The sequence below is a fragment of the Micromonospora sp. NPDC005299 genome (genome assembly GCF_042872345.1).
Lineage (GTDB): Bacteria > Actinomycetota > Actinomycetes > Mycobacteriales > Micromonosporaceae > Micromonospora.
The window spans coordinates 228,036-244,327 of sequence record NZ_JBIAKG010000001.1; the positions used below are offsets into that span (position 1 = coordinate 228,036).

The window sequence follows — 16,292 nt, forward strand, 5'->3', positions numbered from 1 at the left end:
GGCTTGTCGGGGTCAGCGGGCCGGGCTGGGCTCAGGGACGGCGGGGGTGAGGCGGCGGGTGGTGAGGAGGGCGACCAGGAGGGCCGCGGCCACCAGGGCGGCGGCGACCGCGAAGGCGGACCGGTAGCCGAGGGCGAGGGCGGCGACCTGGTCGGTGCCGGCGGCGCGCAGCGCATCGGTGCGGCTCGCCGCCAGGGTGGCCAGCACGGCCAGCCCGAGCGCCCCGCCGACCTGCTGGGTGGTGTTGGCCAGCCCGGAGGCGAGCCCGGCGTCGGCGGGCTCCGCCCCGGCCATGGCCAGGGTGGTGACCGCCGGCAGGGTGAGCCCGCCCGCGACGCCGAAGACCAGCAGCGCGGGCAGCACGTCGGCGGCGTAGCGGGCGTCCACCGGGAGGCGGGCCAGCAGCAGGAACCCGGCCACGGCGAGCGCCAGCCCGCCGACCAGCACGGTCCGGGCGCCGAACCGGGCCACCAGCCGCCCGGCCAGCCCCAGCGAGACGGCCGCGATCGCGAGCGGGGTGGGCAGGAAGGCGAAGCCGGTGGCGGCCGGGTCCAGCCCGAGGACGAGTTGCAGGTGCAGGGCGAGCAGGAACTGGAAGCCGAAGTAGGCGGCCACCATGAGGAACTGGGTGGCGTTGGCGGCGACCAGGCCGGGCGCGCGCAGCACCCGGGGCGGCAGCAGCGGGGTGGCGGCGCGCCGCTGCCGGGCGGCGAAGCCGGCGAGCAGCGCCGCGGCGAGCGCGCCCGCGCCGAGGGTGCGTGGCGAAGCCCAGCCGTGTTCGCCGGCGCCCACGATGGCCAGCACCGCGGCCATCAGCCCGGCGGTGGCCAGCACGGCGCCGAGCAGGTCCAGCCCGGCCCGCAGCCCGACGCCGCGGTCCGGCGCGATCAGCCGTACGGCGCCGGCCACGATCGCCAGGCCGACGGGCAGGTTGATCAGGAAGATCGACCGCCAGCCGGCCAGGTCGGTCAGGACTCCCCCGACCAGCAGTCCGAGCGAGGCGCCGGCCGCGCCGGTGAAGCTGAACACGGCGATGGCGCGGGCCCGCTCGGCCGGCTCGGGGAAGATCCGGACGATCATGCCGAGGCTGACCGCGGTGGTGAGCGCACCTCCGACGCCCTGCGCGAACCGGGCGGCGACCAGGGTGCCCGGGCCGGTGGCGGCCGCGCAGAGCAGCGAGGCGAGGGCGAACAGGGCTACCCCGGCCAGGAAGACCTGCCGCCGGCCGAGCAGGTCGCCCAGCCGCCCGGCCAGGAGCAGCAGCCCGCCGAAGGCGACCAGGTAAGCGTTCACCACCCAGGCCAGTCCGGCGGCCGGGAAGCCGAGGTCGGCCTGGACGGCCGGCAGTGCCACGGCGACGATGCTGCCGTCCAGGATGATCATCAGGCTGCCGGCGCTGAGCACGAGCAGCGCGGGCCAGCGGTTGGTCCCCGTCATTGGGAGCGCCTCCTTGGTGCACGGTTTGTTACTGAGGCCATCGTCTGTGACCATGAGGCGGAGCGGAAGGAGGCACTTTGATGTCCCAGGGGAACAGGTGTGTGTCCGTCCAGGCCGAGCAGGCGCGGGCCTGCACCGTGCGGGAGGCGCTGGACCGGGTCGGCGGCAAGTGGAGCATCGGCATCCTGATCGCCGCCTCGCAGGGCCCGATCCGCTTCACGGAGCTGGAGCGCCAGGTGGAGGGGATCAGCCGGCGGATGCTCACGCTGACCCTGCGCAACCTGGAGCGGGACGGCCTGCTGCACCGGCGCGTCCACCCCACCGTGCCGCCCCGGGTCGAGTACACCGCCACCCCGATGGCACAGGAGCTCTACGAGTCGCTGGTGGCGCTCACCCGCTGGGCGGAACGGCACCGCGAGGGGATCAGCGCGGCGCGGGCGGCGTACGACCGGGAGCACGGGGCGCCGGTCGGCTGAGCGCCGCTGTGACGAACGCCACCCCATCCGCCTGACCGATCGGTCAGGTCCTGACCGATCGGTCAGGCATGCTGGAGGGCATGGCACGAGCGGTACCGGAGACCCACGGCGAGATCCTCGCGGCGGCGGCGCGACGCTTCGCCGTCACCGGCTACAAGGGCACCTCGCTCCAGGACATCGCCCGTGCGGTGGGCTGCTCGAAGGCGACCGTGCTCTACCACTTCGCCAACAAGGAAGCGCTGCTCGGTGAGCTGATGGCGCCCGCCATCGCGGTGCTGGAGGCGCTCGACGCCCGCCTCGCCGGCACCACCGGCGCGGCCGCGCAGGAGGTCGCCGGCGAAGGCTTCGTCGACCTGGCGGTGCGCTGCCGGCGGCAGATCGCGCTGCTCCGGGGCGAGTTCCCCGACCTGCTCCAGCAGCCCGCGTTCGCGCACATCCAGCAGATCTCCGAACGGCTCGTCGCGGCCTTCGCCGGCCACTCCGACCGGCCCTCCGCACGGATCGCCGCGCTCGTGGTGCTCGCCGGCATCGCCGAGACGTGCGCCGAGTTCATCGACATCCCCGACGACGAACTGCGGCCCGCCCTGCTGGCCGTGGTCCGGCGGGCCCTCGAACCCGTCACCTGATCCCCGTTCCGACCCCGAGGACAAGGAAACCCATGGCGACCCTGCTGTACCGGCTCGGCCGGGCATCGTTGCGCCGACGGCGACTCGTCGCCGTCGGGTGGCTCGTCGTACTCGTCGGCCTCGGCCTCGCCGCGGCCACCCTGAAGGGCCCGACGGCGAGCAACTTCACCATGCCGGGCACCGAGTCGCAGAAGGCGATCGACCTGCTCGCCGACCGGTTCCCGGCGGCCAGCGGCGCCACCGGCACCATCGCGGTCAAGGCGCCCCGGGCCGGCCAGCTCACCACACCCGAGGGGCAGGCGGTCGTCAAGCAGGTCACCCAGGAGGCGGCCACGCTGCCCGGGGTGGTCGGCGCGGTCGACCCGTACCAGGCGCAGGCGCTCACCCCGGACGGTCGGTTCGCGCTGATCCAGGTGCAGTTTCAGGGCCGGGCCGACGACGTGACCGACGCCCAGCGCGACGCGTACGAGAAGGTCGGCGCGCAGGCCGAGGCGCAGGGCTGGCAGATCGCCCCCGGCGGCGAGGTGCTGAACGCCGAGCCGGAGGTCGGCTCCACCGAGGTGCTCGGCGTGCTGGTCGCGGCGATCGTCCTGATCGTCACCTTCGGCTCGCTCGTCGCGGCCGGGATGACCATGCTGAACGCGCTGATCGGCGTCGGCGTCGGCATGGCCGGCCTGTACGCGCTCAGCGGCGCGGTCGAGCTGACCAGCACGGCGCCGATCCTGGCCCTGATGCTCGGCCTCGCGGTCGGCATCGACTACTCGCTCTTCATCACCTCCCGGCACCGGCAGAACCTGCTCGACGGCCTCTCCCCCGAGGAGGCGGTCGGCCGGGCGGTCGGCACGGCCGGCTCCGCCGTGGCTTTCGCCGGCGCCACCGTGGTGGTCGCGCTCGCCGGCCTGGCCGTCGTGGGCATTCCGTTCCTCACCGTGATGGGCCTGGCCGCCGCCGGCACCGTCACCGTGGCCGTGCTGGTGGCCATCACGCTGGCCCCGGCCCTGCTCGGCTTCGCCGGCCGCAAGGTGCTCCCCCGCAAGCTGCGCGGACGGGACGCCGTGGCGTCCCCGGCCACCGGCACGGAGGACCGATCGGGCTTCGGGTTCCGCTGGGCGCACTGGGTGACCCGGCTGCGCATCCCGGTCATCCTGGTCGGCCTGCTCGGCCTCGGCCTGCTCGCCATCCCCGCCCAGGACATGCGGCTCGCTCTGCCGGACGCGGCCACCGCCGCCGAGGGCACTCCGGCCCGGGTCGGCAACGACCTGATCCGGGAGGGCTTCGGTGAGGGCTTCACGGGCCGGCTCGCGGTGGTCGTCACCGCCGACTCGCCGCAGGCCACCCAGGCCGCCGTGCCGCAGGTCACCGCGCTGATCCAGAAGACCGACGGGGTGCTGGCGGTGGCCCCACCGCAGCTCGACCAGACCGGCCGCACCGCGCTGCTCGGGGTGATCCCGAAGACCGGGCCGACCGACGCGGCCACCGAAACACTGGTGCACGACATCCGCGCGCAGGTCGACGGCATCCAGAACGCCGACGTGCTGCTGACCGGCGTCACCGCCATCGGCATCGACGTGTCGGAGAAGCTCTCCGACGCGCTCCCGGTCTACCTGCTGCTGGTGGTGGGCCTGTCGGTGCTGCTGCTCATGCTGGTGTTCCGGTCGATCCTGGTGCCGGTGAAGGCGGCGCTGGGCTTCCTGCTCACCGTGGCGGCCACCTTCGGCATCACGGTCGCGGTCTTCCAGCAGGGCCACCTGGCCGACCTGGTCGGGCTGGACACGCCGGGCCCGCTGGTCAGCTTCCTGCCGATCCTGCTCATCGGCATCCTGTTCGGCCTGGCCATGGACTACGAGGTCTTCCTGGTCTCCCGGATGCGCGAGGACTTCGTGCACGGCGACACCGCCCGGCAGGCCACCATCAACGGGATGGGCCACGGCGCCCGGGTGGTCACCGCCGCCGCGCTGATCATGATCTCGGTGTTCGGTGGCTTCGTCTTCCTGGACGACCCGGTCATCAAGTCGATGGGCTTCGCGCTCGCGATCGGTGTCGCCATCGACGCGTTCGTGGTCCGGATGACCATCGTCCCGGCGGTGATGTCGCTGCTCGACAACGCCGCCTGGTGGCTCCCGCGCTGGCTCGGCAAGCTCCTGCCCAACGTGGACGTTGAGGGCGAGGGCCTGCGCGCCCACCTCGCTGAGCGCGAACCCGCCCAGGTGTGACGCGGACCTGCCCGGCCGGTCAGACGCCGGCCGGGTAGGTCTCCATCTCGCCCGGGGTGGCCAGCGCCGGCAGCGGGTGCAGCGCGGTCGCCTCGTCGCACCAGATGAACGCGTCGTAGCGCTCGCCCAGCCGGGTCGGCACGTAGTTGCCCCAGGACTCGAAGCTCGGGTCGTAGACCACCCCGATGGCCCGGTGGTCGGCCGCCTCGGTCACCCACTCCGGCTGGTCCTCGCCGCCGAAGACCAGCACCGCCCGCTCCGGCATCAGCTCGTGCAGCCGCCGTTCCACCGAGCCCTCCCGGGCTGGCGGCACCACCATCGCCTCGGCCGGCGAACCCCAGCGCGGCGCGGCGACCACCGTCCCCCGGTGGCTGCCGAAGCCGACCAGCACCACCGCGTCCCGGCCGTGCCGTTCCCGGCCGAGCTGGCCGATGTTCACCAACCCGTCCGCCGCCATGTCGGTGGCGCGAGCGTCGCCGACGTGGGTGTTGTGGGCCCAGACGATCCCGCGCGCCTGCGGGCCGTAGCGGTCGAGCAGCCGGTCCAGCGTGTCGGCCATGTGGATGTCGCGGATGTTCCAGGACTCCGGGCCGCCGCCCACCATGGCCCGGTAGTAGCGCTCCGCGCCGGCCACCACCTCCGCGTTCTGCCAGGCCGCGAAGCGGTCCGCGCCGTCCGCGGCGGCCTGTTCCCGGGTACGCGCCAGCAGCCGGACCACTTCCTCCTCGCACCGGGCCGAGACGAACCGGCTGGCCGTCCCGTAGTCCTCGACCCGCTTGCCGTACGGCTCGAAGCACCGGTACGCCTCCTGCGCCGCCTCCAGCGAGGCCGGCTCCTCCTCGCCCAGGTAGTCGAAGATGGCCTGCATCGACTCCCAGAGGCTGTAGACGTCCAGGCCGTGGAAGCCGGCCCGCTCCCCCTCGGGGCGTTCCAGGTTCCACGCCCGCAGCCAGCGGCAGAACCGGGCCACCTCGGCGTTGGCCCACATCCAGGTCGGCCAGCGCTCGAAACCTTCCAGCGCGGTCTGCGGATCGGCCGGTCCGCCCGGTGCGCCCACCACCGAGCAGTTCACCCGGTCGCAGTCCGGCCAGTCCCCCTCCACCGCGACGAAGTCGAAACCCTGTTCGGCGATGAGCCGCCGGGTCAGTTGCTCGCGCAGCCGGTAGTAGTCGTAGCTGCCGTGCGTCGCCTCGCCGATCATCACGATCCGCGCATCCCGGACGCGTTCCAGCAGCGGGTCGAAGTCGCTCGGTGCGCCGAGCCGCTGTACCAGCATGGGAGCGGCTACCCGGGACCCGTCCGGGCAAACCGCCGGCGCGGCCGGGCCGGCGGGCATGGTGCCCGGCGCAGCGGGTAGCCCGCCGGCATGACCGTCACCGGGGTGCAGTTGCAGGAGTTCCTGGCCGGGCTCGACTACCCGGTCTCCCGCGCGGACCTGGTCCGCTGGGGACAGGAGAACGGCGCCAGCACCGAGATGCTGCAGATGCTCAAGGCGTTGCCGGCGGAGGAGTTCGACACCCCCGCCGAGCTGGGCGAGGCGCTCAACACGCTGGTCTGAGCGCCGTCACCGCACGGTCACGCTGATCGTGTGCCAGCCGGTCGCGCCGTCCGGGAACGGCGTGCGGCGCTGTTCCGGCTGGACCCCGCCGGCACCGTCGGTGGCGCGTACCCGCAGGCTGTGCGGGCCGGGTGGAGCCGACCAGGCGTACCGCCACTGGACCCAGGTGTCGGTGGAGGCGGTGGGCAGCAGGTCGGCCGGGCGCCAGGGGCCGCCGTCCACGGAAACCTCGACCGCGCCGATGCCCCGGTGCTGCGCCCAGGCGACCCCGGCCACGGTGACCGGGCCGGCGGCCGGCCGGGCGAACGGCGCGGGCCGGTCGATCCGGGACGCCGTCCGCACCGGCGCCTCCCGGGCCCAGCCGCGCCGTACCCAGTAGGCGTCGAACGCGTCGAAAGTGGTCACCTCCAGCTCGGTGACCCACTTGCAGGCGCCCGCGTAGCCGTACAGCCCCGGGGTGAGCATCCGCACCGGGAAGCCGTGCTCGAAGGTGAGCGGCTCCCCGTTCATGCCCACCGCGAGCAGGGCGTCCCGTCCGTCCAGCAGTGTGGCGATCGGCGTGCCGATGGTCATCCCCTCGCTGGAGCGGGCCACCAGCTGGTCCGCCCCGGCCCGGATCCCGGCCGCCCGCAGCAGCGGGGCGAGCGGCGTGCCGAGCCAGCGGGCGGTGCCCACGTACGGCCCACCGACCTCGTTGGACACGCAGCTCAGCGTGATGTCGCGCTCGATCAGGCCGCGGTCGAGCAGGTCGGCGAAGCGCAGCTCGACCGGGCGCGCCACCAGGCCGTGCAGCCGCAGCCGCCAGGAGTCCACGTCCAGGCGGGGCACGGTGAGCGCCGTGTCGACCCGGTAGAACTCCGCCGTCGGGGTGCGGAACCCGGGGGCCGCTCCGGCGGGCAGCGGCCGGGCCGGCGAGGCCGGGGCGGGCAACCGGACGGCGGCCCGGGACCGGGCCGCGTCGGCCACGTTCGCCCGGCGGAGCACCGCGGTGCCGACCCCGGCCAGCGCCGTCCCGAGCGCCACCAGCGTCGCGTTGCGTACCAGCACCCGCCGCGTCGGCCCGGACGGGTCCGCCGGTGGCCCCGCCGTCCGGGCCGGACGGACCCGGGAAAGGCCCGGAAGCGGGAGCCGACGCAGCAGGGCGGCGGCGACGGCCGCGCCGGCCAGGGCCGGGAGGACGTCGGTCGGGCGGGCGTCCGGACGGGTGAGCGCCGCGCCGGCGCCCACCGCGCCGAGCACCGCCGGACCGAGCAGCCGCCAGGCCGGCCGCCGCCGGGCGAGGACCCCGGCGACGGCGGCCAGCACCGCCAGCGCCAGGGCGATCCCGCCCAGCAACAACGGCTTGTCGTACGTGCCGACGGTGCGCACGGCCCACTCCTTGACCGGGGCCGGCGCACCGTCCACGACGGTGGCGCCGACCGCGACCAGGGGTGCCGCCGGCGGTCGGGTGGCCGTGGCGAGCAGTTCCGCGACCGCCACCCCGGCGGCGGTCGCGAGCAGCCCCGTCCCGGCGGCCGCCAGGGTGCGGCGGATCATCGGTTCCTCCCCTCACCGGCCGGGATCGGTCAGGACTTCGGCATCAGCACGGAGTCGACGATGTAGACGGTCGCGTTGGCGGTCTGCACGTTGCCGCAGACGACCATCGACGCGCCGTTGACCGTGAACTCGGTGCCGCTGCCGGCGACCATGACGTCCGCGCCCTGGAGGGACTTGTGCGAGCCGGCGAGCTGGTCGGGGCCGAGCCGGCCCGACACCACGTGGTAGGTCAGCACGTCGGCCAGCAGCTTCTTGTCGGCGAGGACCTTGTCCAGGTCGGCCTTGGGCAGCTTGCCGAAGGCCTCGTTGGTGGGCGCGAAGACGGTGACGCCCTGGGCACTGTTCAGCGAGTCGACCAGGCCGGCCTGCTTGACGGCGGAGACCAGGGTGCTGAGCAGCGGGTTGCCGGAGGCCGCGGTGGCCACCGGCACCTTCGCCATGGCGGCGAAGCTGCCCGGGTCGGCCGCGTCGGTCGGCACCGCGGCGCAGCCCGGCCCGAACTGGCCGTCGGCCATCGCGGGGGCGCTGCTGGCCGGCGCGGAGCCGGTCATCGGGGCGCTGCTGGCCGGGGCGGCGCTGCCACCCTCGCCGTCCCCGCCGCAGGCGGCGAGGCCGAGGCCGAGCGTGGCGGCGATGGCGACGGCGGTGAGCTTCATGGGGCGCATCGGTTGAATCCCTTCATGTCGTGAACTGTCTGAAAGGGATTCGGCGCTCACCGCCGTCCGGATGGGTCGGCCCGGAAGGAAATCACGTCAAGGCGAACGCCACCAGGGGGGCGGTGGTCGCCTTCGCCGAGCCGCCGGCCGGCTCCTCGGTCACCCCGAAGAAGCCCTTGCCGCGGACCCCGTCGAGCAGCACCGTGGCGCCACCCCGGCCCGCCGGCAGCACCCCGGCCGAGGTGGCCGTGCTCCCCTCGATCAGCCAGAGCTGGTAGGCCCGTCCCGCCGCCGGCGCGGCCAGCCCGTCCAGCATCGCCACGCCCTCGTCCCGGCTGGCCGAGATCACCACGGTGACCCGCCCGCCGGCGGGGGCGGCGCCGGTCCGGACCACCGCGTCCGGGGCGGCCAGCACCGCCCGGATCCGACCCGCCTCGTCCCGGGCCGCGTCGGTCTCGCTGCGCGCGTCGCGTACCCGCTGCTCCTGGACCGTCCACGTGGCCGCGCCCGCGCCGCCGGCCAGCACCGCGGCGGCGGCCGCGGCGGCCAGCCGGCGCCGCCACCGCCGGGCCGCCACCGGCCCGTCCCGACCCGCGCGTCCCGGCCGCTCCTGCGGGGTACGCCGGATCTCCGCCAGCACCGCCTCGCGCAGCGCGGGCGGGGGCACGGACCAGGTCGGGTCGGCGAGCCGGGCGGCCGCCTCGCGAAGCTCGGCCACCTCCAGCGTGCAGGTCTCGCAGCCGTTCAGGTGCCGCACGAACGCGGCCCGCTCGACGTCGTCCACCGCGTCGAGCACGTACGCGCCGGCCAGGGCGTGGATGTCGGTCATCGGGCCAGCTCCACTCCCAGGCAGTCGCGGAGACGGATCAGCCCGTCCCGCATCCGGGCCTTCACGGTCGGCAGGGCGGTCTCCAGCAGGCCGGCCACCTCGCGGTAGCTGTGCCCGCCGTAGTAGGCCAGGGTGATCGCCTCCCGCTGCACCGCGGTCAGCGCGTCCAGGCAGTGGCGCACCTGCTGACGCTCCCACCGCGCCGCCGCCTCCTCGGCCACCTCGTCGTACGGGGTCTCCCCGGCACCGGCGGCCACCTTGCGGGCCCGCTCGGCGCCGGCCTGCTCGGCGCGGACGCGGTCCACCGCCCGGCGGTGCACGATGGTGAAGATCCAGGCGGTGGCCGAGCCCCGGGCCGGGTCGAAGCGGGCGGCGGTCCGCCACACCTCGACCAGCACCTCCTGGGCGACCTCCTCGGCCTGGGCGGGGTCGCGCAGCACCCGGCGGGCGAGCCCGTGTACGCGCGGCGCGACGATCCCGTAGAGCCGCTCGAAGGCCGCCTCCTCACCCCGTGCCACCGCCCGGAGCAGCGCGTCGGCCTCCGTCCGATGGTCCGCGGCCGGCTCGTCGGGCACCGCGCGCAGCCGCGACCGGCCCTCCCCCGATGGGTCAGCGGCGATCTCGCCGTGGGTCATCCGGTCCCGCCTTCCGTCCGCCGCGTCTGCCCGCACGGTAGGCATTCGGAGCCGCCACCGCCCCGGATGGGTGCGCGTTTCCGGGCCGCCCGGGGTCCGCGGCGTGCAGCAGCCGGAACAGCACCAGCCACTGCTCGGGCCAGACCAGCCCGACCGGGGTGTCCGGCGCGAGCCGGGCGGCCCGCAGCGCGCCGTCGACCCGGCGGCCCGGATACCCGGTGCGTAGCGAGGCGGCCAGCGAGCCGCCGACCCCGCCGAAGCCCAGCTCCACCATCCGCCGGTACGCCGGCAGCGCCGCCCGGGGCAGCAGCGGCTCCGGGCGGCGGTCCAGGCGGAGGATCCCGCCGTCGGCGGCGGGCACCGGCCGGAACGCGCCCCGGGGCACCCGGCCGGCCAGCCGCCAGTGGTGCTCGGGCCAGGTGAGCACGGTGAGCCGGCTCCACCGGCCGTGGTCGCCGGTGCGCTTGCGGGCGTAGTCGAGTTGGGTGAGCAGGGTGGCCGACCGCAGGCCCGGCGCGGCGAGGCACCAGCGGACCACGGCGGCGGTCAGCGACCAGGGGATGTTGCCGACGACCGCGAACGGCTCGTCGGGCGGGACGGCGGCCAGGAAGTCGGCCGCCCGGACACCGACGTGCGGCAGGTCCGCGCAGGCCGCGGCCAGCTCCGGCAGCACGGCCGGGTCCACCTCGTACGCGACCAGCCGGCCGCACCGGGCGGCGAGCGGCCGGGTCAGCTGGCCGCGCCCGGCGCCCACCTCCAGCAGCAGGTCGTCCGGTGCGGGGTCGGCCGCCCGGACCATCCGCGCGACGGCGGCCGGGTCGGCGAGGAAGTTCTGGGACAGTACGCGACGGGACCGGTCGCGCGCGGTGGTACGGGGTCGGCGGGGCGCCACAAGATCGTCCTGTCTGTCGCCGGACGGCGACGGGAACGGACAGGCGGCGCGGAGGCGGGCCTGTCCGAGCGGATCGGGACTCGGACGACCCTGGAAGTTCGGCGGGGACGCGACGGCCGCACCCCGGATCGGGGCGGGCGGCGGCGCACCGGGCAGCCGGCGGCGGCCGGCCCGCTCAGGGGCCGGCGGTGCGGACGGTCAGGTCAGGCGCGGTGGGCGTCCCGGCCGGCCAGGGCCGGACGCCGGACCCGCGGGCGGGCGACCAGGAGGAGCCCCCGCGCGGCCGGCGTGACGGCCACGTCGATCAGGGCGTGCGTGAACATGCCGGCCAGGCTAGCGGCGGCCCGGCCGGCCCGCGACGGAATTCCTCAGAGGTCGACGGTGCGCTGCTGGCTGCGGGCGGTCTCGGCGGCCTCCAGCACCGCCACGACCTCCCGCCCGAACCGGACGTCGCAGCGATGGTCGCGGGTGCCCGCGTCGACCTCCTCCAGCAGCTGGTCGATGGCCGTGCCGAACGCCTGGAGCACGCTGCCGTCGCCGGGCGGGACGGTCTCGGTGCCGTTCTCGCCGAAGAAGACGAAGTCCCGGGTGACCGCCTCGGCCGGCGCGTCGAGGGTGAGCGACAGCGAGCTGGTGGCGCCGCCGTCGTGGGTGAGCAGCAGGTGCACCAGGCCGCTCGGGCCGTCCATGGCGGCGACCCGGGTGACCCGGCCGAGCACCGGCAGGATCAGTGACAGCGCGTGCGGACCGATGTCCCAGAGCGCGCCCCGGTCGCGCCGCCACTGCGAGTTCCCGTACGGGTTCCCCGGCTGGTAGATCGAGGCGAACATGGTCGCCCGGGCGTGCTGCCAGCCGCCGGCCGCCGCCGTCGAGGCGAGGAAGCCGGTGACGTTCGGGTGGTACCGCTGGGTGAAGAAGACCACCGAGGCCACGCCGGACGCCTGCGCGGCGGCGACCACCCGGTCGGCGTCGGCGAGGCTCAGCGCCAGCGGCTTGTCCAGCAGCAGGTGCCGCCCGGCGGTGGCGGCCCGGACGGCGACCTCGGCCTGCACGTCCGGCGGCAGCGCCACCGCGATCGCGTCGCAGGCGTCGAGCAGCGCGTCCACGTCCTCGAAGACCGGTACGCCGTGCCGGGTGGCCAGCGTGGCGGCCTTCGCCGGGTCACGCCCCCAGACCCCGGCCAGCTCGGCCCGCGGGTGCGCGTCGATGGCCGCGGCGTGCGTCTCCGCCGCCCAGTGACCCGTGCCGAACAAGCCGAACCGCACCAGGACCCCCTGCTGTCGTCCTCCGCCACGGCGTACGCCGGTGGCCGTGATCCACGCTAGTCGCCCGGCCCGGCCGGCGCGCCGCGACCCCGCCGGAGAGCCGGGCTACGGTGGCTACTACGACGATTAGTAGGCTGTGCCGGTGAACTCGACTGCGCCGGAACGGCGTCGATGACCACCGCCGCGGCGGCAGGCTCGCCGGTGGACGGGATCCTCGCGACAGCCTCGATCGTGCTGTCGCTGCTCGTCGCGGTCTGGGCCCTGGTGGCGGCCGTACGCCACCGCGCGCCGGACCGGCTCCAGTTCGTCGGCCTGGCCGTGCTGGAGGTGGCCCTGCTGGCGCTCGCCGTGGTGGCGCTGGTCGCGCTCGGCGACGGCGAGCGGCCGGGCGAGCCGGGGGCGTTCTTCGGCTACCTGGCGACGCTGGTCTGCCTGCCGCCGCTGGCCTGGGTGCTGGCCCGGATGGAGCCGACCCGGTGGGGCTCGGCGATCGTCTGCGCCGTCTGCCTGGTCACCCCGGTGGTGGTGGTCCGGTTGCAGCAGACCTGGGAGGTCGTCGGTGGCTGAGCAGCGGGCGACGAACCGGGGGCCGGGCCGGTTGCTGATCGCGGTCTACATCCTCTTCGCCATCGCCGCGACCTCGCGGGCCGGGCTCCAGATCGCCACGAAGTTCGACGAGGCGCCGGTGGCGTACCTGCTCTCCGCGCTCGCCGCGCTCATCTACATCGTGGCGGCGGTCGGGCTGGCCCGGGCCGGGCACGCCGGCCGCCGGGTCGCGCTGGCCTGCTGCTCGGTGGAGCTGGTCGGGGTGGTCGGCGTCGGCATCCTCAGCCTGGCCGACCCGGAGCTGTTCCCGGACGAGACGGTCTGGTCGGGCTTCGGCAGCGGCTACGGCTACATCCCGCTGGTGCTGCCGGTGCTCGGCCTGCTCTGGCTCTGGCGCACCCGGCACGACCCCGCCTGAGGGCCGTGCCGGGCGGGACGCTCCCGGCCCCGGTCAGTCCTTGGGGCCGCCGGCGACGTAGATGACCTGGCCGGAGACGAAGGACGCGCCCTCGCTGGCCAGGAACGAGATGGTGTGGGCGACGTCCTCCGGGCGGCCGGTGCGGCGCACCGGGATCTCCGCGGCGGCGTGCTCCTGGAGCGCGGAGAAGTCGACCTTCATCCGGGCCGCGGTGGCGGCCGTCATGTCGGTGACGATGAAGCCCGGCGCGACCGCGTTGACGGTCACGCCGAACGGGCCCAGCTCGATGGCGAGGGTCTTGGTGAAGCCCTGGAGGCCGGCCTTGGCGGCCGAGTAGTTCGCCTGGCCCCGGTTGCCCAGCGCCGAGGTGCTGGAGAGGTTGACGATCCGGCCCCACTTCCGCTCGACCATGTGCTTCTGGGTGGCCTGGCTGAACAGGAACGCGCCGCGCAGGTGCACGCCCATGACGGTGTCCCAGTCGACCTCGGTCATCTTGAACAGCAGGTTGTCGCGGAGCACGCCGGCGTTGTTGACCAGCACGCTCGGCGCGCCCAGCTCGGCGGCGACCCGCTCCACGGCGGCCTCCACCTGGGTCCGGTCGGACACGTCGGCGCCGACGCCGAGCGCCCGCCCGCCGACGGCGGCGATGGCGTCCACGGTCTCCTTGGTCGCCGACTCCTCGATGTCGACCACGGCGACGGCCATGCCGTCGGCGGCCAGCCGTCGGGCGGTGGCCGCGCCGATGCCGCGCGCGGCTCCGGTCACGATGGCGACGCGGGGCTCCTCCGACATGATTACCTCCCGGTAACTTGGGCTCGATCGAAGGAGCTTAACGCCCGGGCCCGCCGTCAGAGGCCGCTGCCCCGGCAGATCCGGATCCACCGGTAGCCGTAGCCGGCGAGCTTCAGCCGGTCCAGCTTGCCGACCTCCTCGTAGTTGCGGTCGGTGAACACATCGATCGGCAGGTCGGCCTCGGGGGCGAGGACGCTCAGGTCGACCTCCGCGTCCTCGGTGCCGAGGTTGTGCAGGAAGACCATCGTCCCGGTCGGCCCGTCGGCCCGGTGCGCGAGCACCCCGGGCGGCATCGGCACGTCGATGTGGCTGGTGCTCCCCGAGCCGATCTCCGGGGCCTCCCGGAGGGTACGGATCATCCGCTCGAACCAGCCCAGCAGCGACCTGGGGTCCTTGCGCTGCGCGGTCACGTTGACCTTCTGGTAGCCGTACTCGCCCTTGTCGAGCACCGGGCGGACCAGCTTCTCCGGATCGGCCGTGGAGAAACCGCCGTTCTCCTTGTACGACCACTGCATCGGGGTGCGGATCGCTTCCCGACCGGGCAGCGACAGGTCCTCGCCCATCCCGATCTCCTCGCCGTAGCGCAGCACCGGCGTGCCGCGCAGCGAGAACTGGAGCGCGTACGCCAGCTCGATGCGGCGGCGGTAGTTGCCGAGCATCGGGGCCAGCCGGCGGCGGATGCCCCGGCCGTAGAGGCGCATGTCCTCGTCCGGGCCGAACTGCTCGTACACCTGGTTGCGCTGTTCGGCGGTGAGCCGGGACAGGTCGATCTCGTCGTGGTTGCGCAGGAAGGTGGCCCACTGCCCGCCCTCGGGCAGGGCCGGGGTGTCGCGCAGCGCCTCGATCACCGGCTCGGGGTCCTGCCGGGCCAGGGCCAGCATCAGCCGCCCGTTCATCATGAAGTCGAAGAGCATGTGGATCCGGTTGGCCGAGCCGCCGCTGTCGCCGAAGTAGACCGGCAGCTGGTCCGGCTCGACGTTCGCCTCGGCCAGCAGGACCGCGTCGCCCCGCCGCCACTGCACGTGCTGGCGCAGCTCGGTGATGAACTCCATGTCCTTGGGCGAGTCCGGGTTGCCCGGCTCGGTCAGCTCGATGATGAACGGCACGGCGTCCATCCGGAAGCCGGAGACGCCGAGCTGGAGCCAGAACGACATGATCTTCTTGATCTCGGCCCGGACCTCGGGGTTGGCGACGTTCAGGTCCGGCTGGAACTTGTAGAAGCGGTGGTAGTACCAGGCCTTCGCGGTGCGGTCGTAGCTCCACGTCTCGTTCTGCTCGCCGGGGAAGACCATGCCCTGGTGCCGGTCCGGCGGCGCCTCGTCGCTCCACACGTACCAGTTGCGGTACGGCGAGTCGGGCGAGGAGCGCGCGGACTGGAACCAGGGGTGCTCGTCCGAGGTGTGGTTGACCACCAGATCGATGATCACCCGGATGCCCCGGTTCCGCGCCTGGTGCAGCAGCTCCGCGAAGTCGCCGAGGGTGCCCAGCCGGGGGCTGACGTTGTAGAAGTCGGTGGCGTCGTAGCCGTCGTCCCGGTTCGGCGACGGGTGGATGGGGTGCAGCCAGAGGCAGGTCACCCCGAGCCGGGCCAGGTAGTCCAGCCGGCCGATGAGGCCGCGGAAGTCACCCACCCCGTCGCCGTCGGAGTCGGCGAACGTGTCCACGTCGAGGCAGTAGACGACCGCCTCCTGATACCACCTGTCACCCATGCTGCGTCTACTTCTCCGGTACGCGGCCGCGGCAAACCCCACGGCCCGCCGCCCGGCCGGTACGGTGCCCGCATGAACGCCGACGCGCACGTCCTCGACTGGTCCGTGGGCACCTGGCTCAACCCGCCGGAGCGGGCCGAGTCCGCCGGTGACGCGCTCCTGGTGGAACCGCGCGGAGGCAGCGACTTCTGGCGGCGGACGAGTTACGGCTTCGTGCACGACGACGGCTCCGCGCTGCTCGCCCCGTTCCCCGTGGACAGTGCCGTGGAGGTGGACTTCCGGCTCGACTACGCGGCCCAGTTCGACCAGGCCGGGGTGCTGGTCCGGGTGGACGAGCGGCGGTGGACCAAGGCCGGCGTGGAGGTCAGTGACGGGCAGCCGCAGGTCGGCGCCGTGGTCACCGACGAGCGGTCGGACTGGTCGGTGGCGCCGGTGCCGGAGTGGTCGGGGCGGGACGTGACGGTCCGGGTCAGCCGGGCCGGGGACGCGCTGACCGTGCGCGCCCGGGTGGACGGCGAGCCGTGGCGGCTGGTCCGGGTGGCCCCGCTGGACCCGGGGGCCGAGGCGGCGGCCGGGCCGTACTGCTGCTCGCCCAGCCGGGGCGGCCTGGTGGTCCGCTTCACCGGCTGGCGGCGCGGGCCGGCGGACGCCGCGCTGCATCCGGAGGGCTGACCCCGCGGTCGGTGGGGCGGATCACCGGCAGG

The 16,292-nt window shown here is 74.8% G+C and carries 15 protein-coding genes and 2 pseudogenes; 7 read left to right on the forward strand and 10 right to left on the reverse strand.

Going from position 1 to position 16,292, the window contains the following annotated elements; all coding sequences use genetic code 11:
- Nucleotides 1-12: 12 nt before the first annotated feature.
- Nucleotides 13-1,437 carry an MFS transporter gene (locus tag ACFYPD_RS01095; protein WP_387107417.1) on the reverse strand — a complete coding sequence of 475 codons (1,425 nt, stop codon included), beginning with the start codon at nucleotides 1,435-1,437 and terminating at the stop codon, nucleotides 13-15.
- 80 nt (nucleotides 1,438-1,517) lie between these two features.
- On the opposite strand from ACFYPD_RS01095, the gene ACFYPD_RS01100 reads away from it, so the two are divergent.
- The 3 genes from ACFYPD_RS01100 (at nucleotide 1,518) to ACFYPD_RS01110 (ending at nucleotide 4,752) form a co-directional block, all read left to right on the forward strand.
- Complete coding sequence (locus ACFYPD_RS01100) at nucleotides 1,518-1,913, forward strand: winged helix-turn-helix transcriptional regulator (RefSeq protein WP_387107419.1); 396 nt, start codon at nucleotides 1,518-1,520, stop codon at nucleotides 1,911-1,913.
- Between the two features lie 80 nt (nucleotides 1,914-1,993).
- Nucleotides 1,994-2,539, forward strand: coding sequence for a TetR/AcrR family transcriptional regulator (locus ACFYPD_RS01105; RefSeq protein WP_387107421.1), 546 nt, complete (start codon nucleotides 1,994-1,996; stop codon nucleotides 2,537-2,539).
- Nucleotides 2,540-2,571: 32 nt separating this feature from the next.
- Entirely contained in the window at nucleotides 2,572-4,752 is a 2,181-nt protein-coding gene (locus tag ACFYPD_RS01110) for an MMPL family transporter (RefSeq protein WP_387107423.1), read from the forward strand.
- A gap of 19 nt (nucleotides 4,753-4,771) precedes the next feature.
- On the opposite strand, the gene ACFYPD_RS01115 is transcribed toward ACFYPD_RS01110, so the two are convergent.
- Nucleotides 4,772-6,028: an erythromycin esterase family protein gene (locus ACFYPD_RS01115; RefSeq protein ID WP_387107425.1), complete on the reverse strand. Its 1,257-nt coding sequence runs from the start codon at nucleotides 6,026-6,028 to the stop codon at nucleotides 4,772-4,774.
- 90 nt (nucleotides 6,029-6,118) lie between these two features.
- On the opposite strand from ACFYPD_RS01115, the gene ACFYPD_RS01120 reads away from it, so the two are divergent.
- Entirely contained in the window at nucleotides 6,119-6,310 is a 192-nt protein-coding gene (locus tag ACFYPD_RS01120) for a DUF2795 domain-containing protein (RefSeq protein WP_355353651.1), read from the forward strand.
- Nucleotides 6,311-6,316: 6 nt separating this feature from the next.
- Here ACFYPD_RS01120 and ACFYPD_RS01125 read toward each other — a convergent pair whose 3' ends face one another.
- From ACFYPD_RS01125 to ACFYPD_RS01150, 6 genes and pseudogenes are all read right to left on the reverse strand, one after another.
- The gene (locus ACFYPD_RS01125) at nucleotides 6,317-7,846 is read right to left on the reverse strand and encodes a molybdopterin-dependent oxidoreductase (protein WP_387107428.1); all 1,530 of its coding nucleotides are present in this window, start codon (nucleotides 7,844-7,846) and stop codon (nucleotides 6,317-6,319) included.
- 29 nt (nucleotides 7,847-7,875) lie between these two features.
- A complete protein-coding gene (locus ACFYPD_RS01130; RefSeq protein WP_387107431.1) occupies nucleotides 7,876-8,511 on the reverse strand; it encodes a fasciclin domain-containing protein in 636 nt (211 codons plus the stop codon).
- 82 nt (nucleotides 8,512-8,593) lie between these two features.
- Nucleotides 8,594-9,331 carry an anti-sigma factor domain-containing protein gene (locus ACFYPD_RS01135; protein WP_387107434.1) on the reverse strand — a complete coding sequence of 246 codons (738 nt, stop codon included), beginning with the start codon at nucleotides 9,329-9,331 and terminating at the stop codon, nucleotides 8,594-8,596.
- A complete protein-coding gene (gene sigK, locus ACFYPD_RS01140) occupies nucleotides 9,328-9,966 on the reverse strand; it encodes an ECF RNA polymerase sigma factor SigK (protein WP_387107436.1) in 639 nt (212 codons plus the stop codon). The genes ACFYPD_RS01135 and sigK overlap by 4 nt, the downstream gene beginning before the upstream one ends.
- A gap of 100 nt (nucleotides 9,967-10,066) precedes the next feature.
- Nucleotides 10,067-10,858: pseudogene (gene erm, locus ACFYPD_RS01145) on the reverse strand (ErmE/ErmH/ErmO/ErmR family 23S rRNA (adenine(2058)-N(6))-methyltransferase); the annotation flags it as partial.
- A gap of 368 nt (nucleotides 10,859-11,226) precedes the next feature.
- Entirely contained in the window at nucleotides 11,227-12,126 is a 900-nt protein-coding gene (locus ACFYPD_RS01150; RefSeq protein ID WP_387109101.1) for a Gfo/Idh/MocA family protein, read from the reverse strand.
- A gap of 168 nt (nucleotides 12,127-12,294) precedes the next feature.
- Between ACFYPD_RS01150 and ACFYPD_RS01155 the strand changes: the two genes are divergently transcribed.
- On the forward strand, nucleotides 12,295-12,690 hold the full coding sequence (locus ACFYPD_RS01155; protein ID WP_387107439.1) for a hypothetical protein: 396 nt from the start codon (nucleotides 12,295-12,297) through the stop codon (nucleotides 12,688-12,690).
- Nucleotides 12,683-13,148: pseudogene (locus ACFYPD_RS01160) on the forward strand (hypothetical protein). Before ACFYPD_RS01155 ends, ACFYPD_RS01160 begins: the two are co-directional and overlap by 8 nt.
- On the opposite strand, the gene fabG reads toward ACFYPD_RS01160, so the two are convergent.
- Both fabG and ACFYPD_RS01170 read right to left on the reverse strand, forming a co-directional pair.
- Nucleotides 13,121-13,879 (reverse strand): 3-oxoacyl-ACP reductase FabG, encoded by a 759-nt coding sequence (gene fabG, locus ACFYPD_RS01165; RefSeq protein ID WP_387107441.1) that lies wholly within the window; start codon nucleotides 13,877-13,879, stop codon nucleotides 13,121-13,123. The pseudogene ACFYPD_RS01160 and the gene fabG overlap by 28 nt on opposite strands.
- A 56-nt stretch (nucleotides 13,880-13,935) precedes the next feature.
- On the reverse strand, nucleotides 13,936-15,588 hold the full coding sequence (locus ACFYPD_RS01170) for an alpha-amylase family protein (RefSeq protein WP_387107444.1): 1,653 nt from the start codon (nucleotides 15,586-15,588) through the stop codon (nucleotides 13,936-13,938).
- Between the two features lie 72 nt (nucleotides 15,589-15,660).
- Here ACFYPD_RS01170 and ACFYPD_RS01175 point away from each other — a divergent pair, with 72 nt between their 5' ends.
- Nucleotides 15,661-16,260: a DUF1349 domain-containing protein gene (locus tag ACFYPD_RS01175; RefSeq protein WP_387107446.1), complete on the forward strand. Its 600-nt coding sequence runs from the start codon at nucleotides 15,661-15,663 to the stop codon at nucleotides 16,258-16,260.
- Nucleotides 16,261-16,292 lie beyond the last annotated feature (32 nt).

Coding starts and splice junctions, on each gene's coding strand:
- ACFYPD_RS01095 (WP_387107417.1), bottom strand. CDS start 1,437: ATGACGGGGACCAACCGCTGGCCCGCGCTGCTCGTGCTCAGCGCCGGC.
- ACFYPD_RS01100 (WP_387107419.1), top strand. CDS start 1,518: ATGTCCCAGGGGAACAGGTGTGTGTCCGTCCAGGCCGAGCAGGCGCGG.
- ACFYPD_RS01105 (WP_387107421.1), top strand. CDS start 1,994: ATGGCACGAGCGGTACCGGAGACCCACGGCGAGATCCTCGCGGCGGCG.
- ACFYPD_RS01110 (WP_387107423.1), top strand. CDS start 2,572: ATGGCGACCCTGCTGTACCGGCTCGGCCGGGCATCGTTGCGCCGACGG.
- ACFYPD_RS01115 (WP_387107425.1), bottom strand. CDS start 6,028: ATGCTGGTACAGCGGCTCGGCGCACCGAGCGACTTCGACCCGCTGCTG.
- ACFYPD_RS01120 (WP_355353651.1), top strand. CDS start 6,119: ATGACCGTCACCGGGGTGCAGTTGCAGGAGTTCCTGGCCGGGCTCGAC.
- ACFYPD_RS01125 (WP_387107428.1), bottom strand. CDS start 7,846: ATGATCCGCCGCACCCTGGCGGCCGCCGGGACGGGGCTGCTCGCGACC.
- ACFYPD_RS01130 (WP_387107431.1), bottom strand. CDS start 8,511: ATGCGCCCCATGAAGCTCACCGCCGTCGCCATCGCCGCCACGCTCGGC.
- ACFYPD_RS01135 (WP_387107434.1), bottom strand. CDS start 9,331: ATGACCGACATCCACGCCCTGGCCGGCGCGTACGTGCTCGACGCGGTG.
- sigK (WP_387107436.1), bottom strand. CDS start 9,966: ATGACCCACGGCGAGATCGCCGCTGACCCATCGGGGGAGGGCCGGTCG.
- ACFYPD_RS01155 (WP_387107439.1), top strand. CDS start 12,295: ATGACCACCGCCGCGGCGGCAGGCTCGCCGGTGGACGGGATCCTCGCG.
- fabG (WP_387107441.1), bottom strand. CDS start 13,879: ATGTCGGAGGAGCCCCGCGTCGCCATCGTGACCGGAGCCGCGCGCGGC.
- ACFYPD_RS01170 (WP_387107444.1), bottom strand. CDS start 15,588: ATGGGTGACAGGTGGTATCAGGAGGCGGTCGTCTACTGCCTCGACGTG.
- ACFYPD_RS01175 (WP_387107446.1), top strand. CDS start 15,661: ATGAACGCCGACGCGCACGTCCTCGACTGGTCCGTGGGCACCTGGCTC.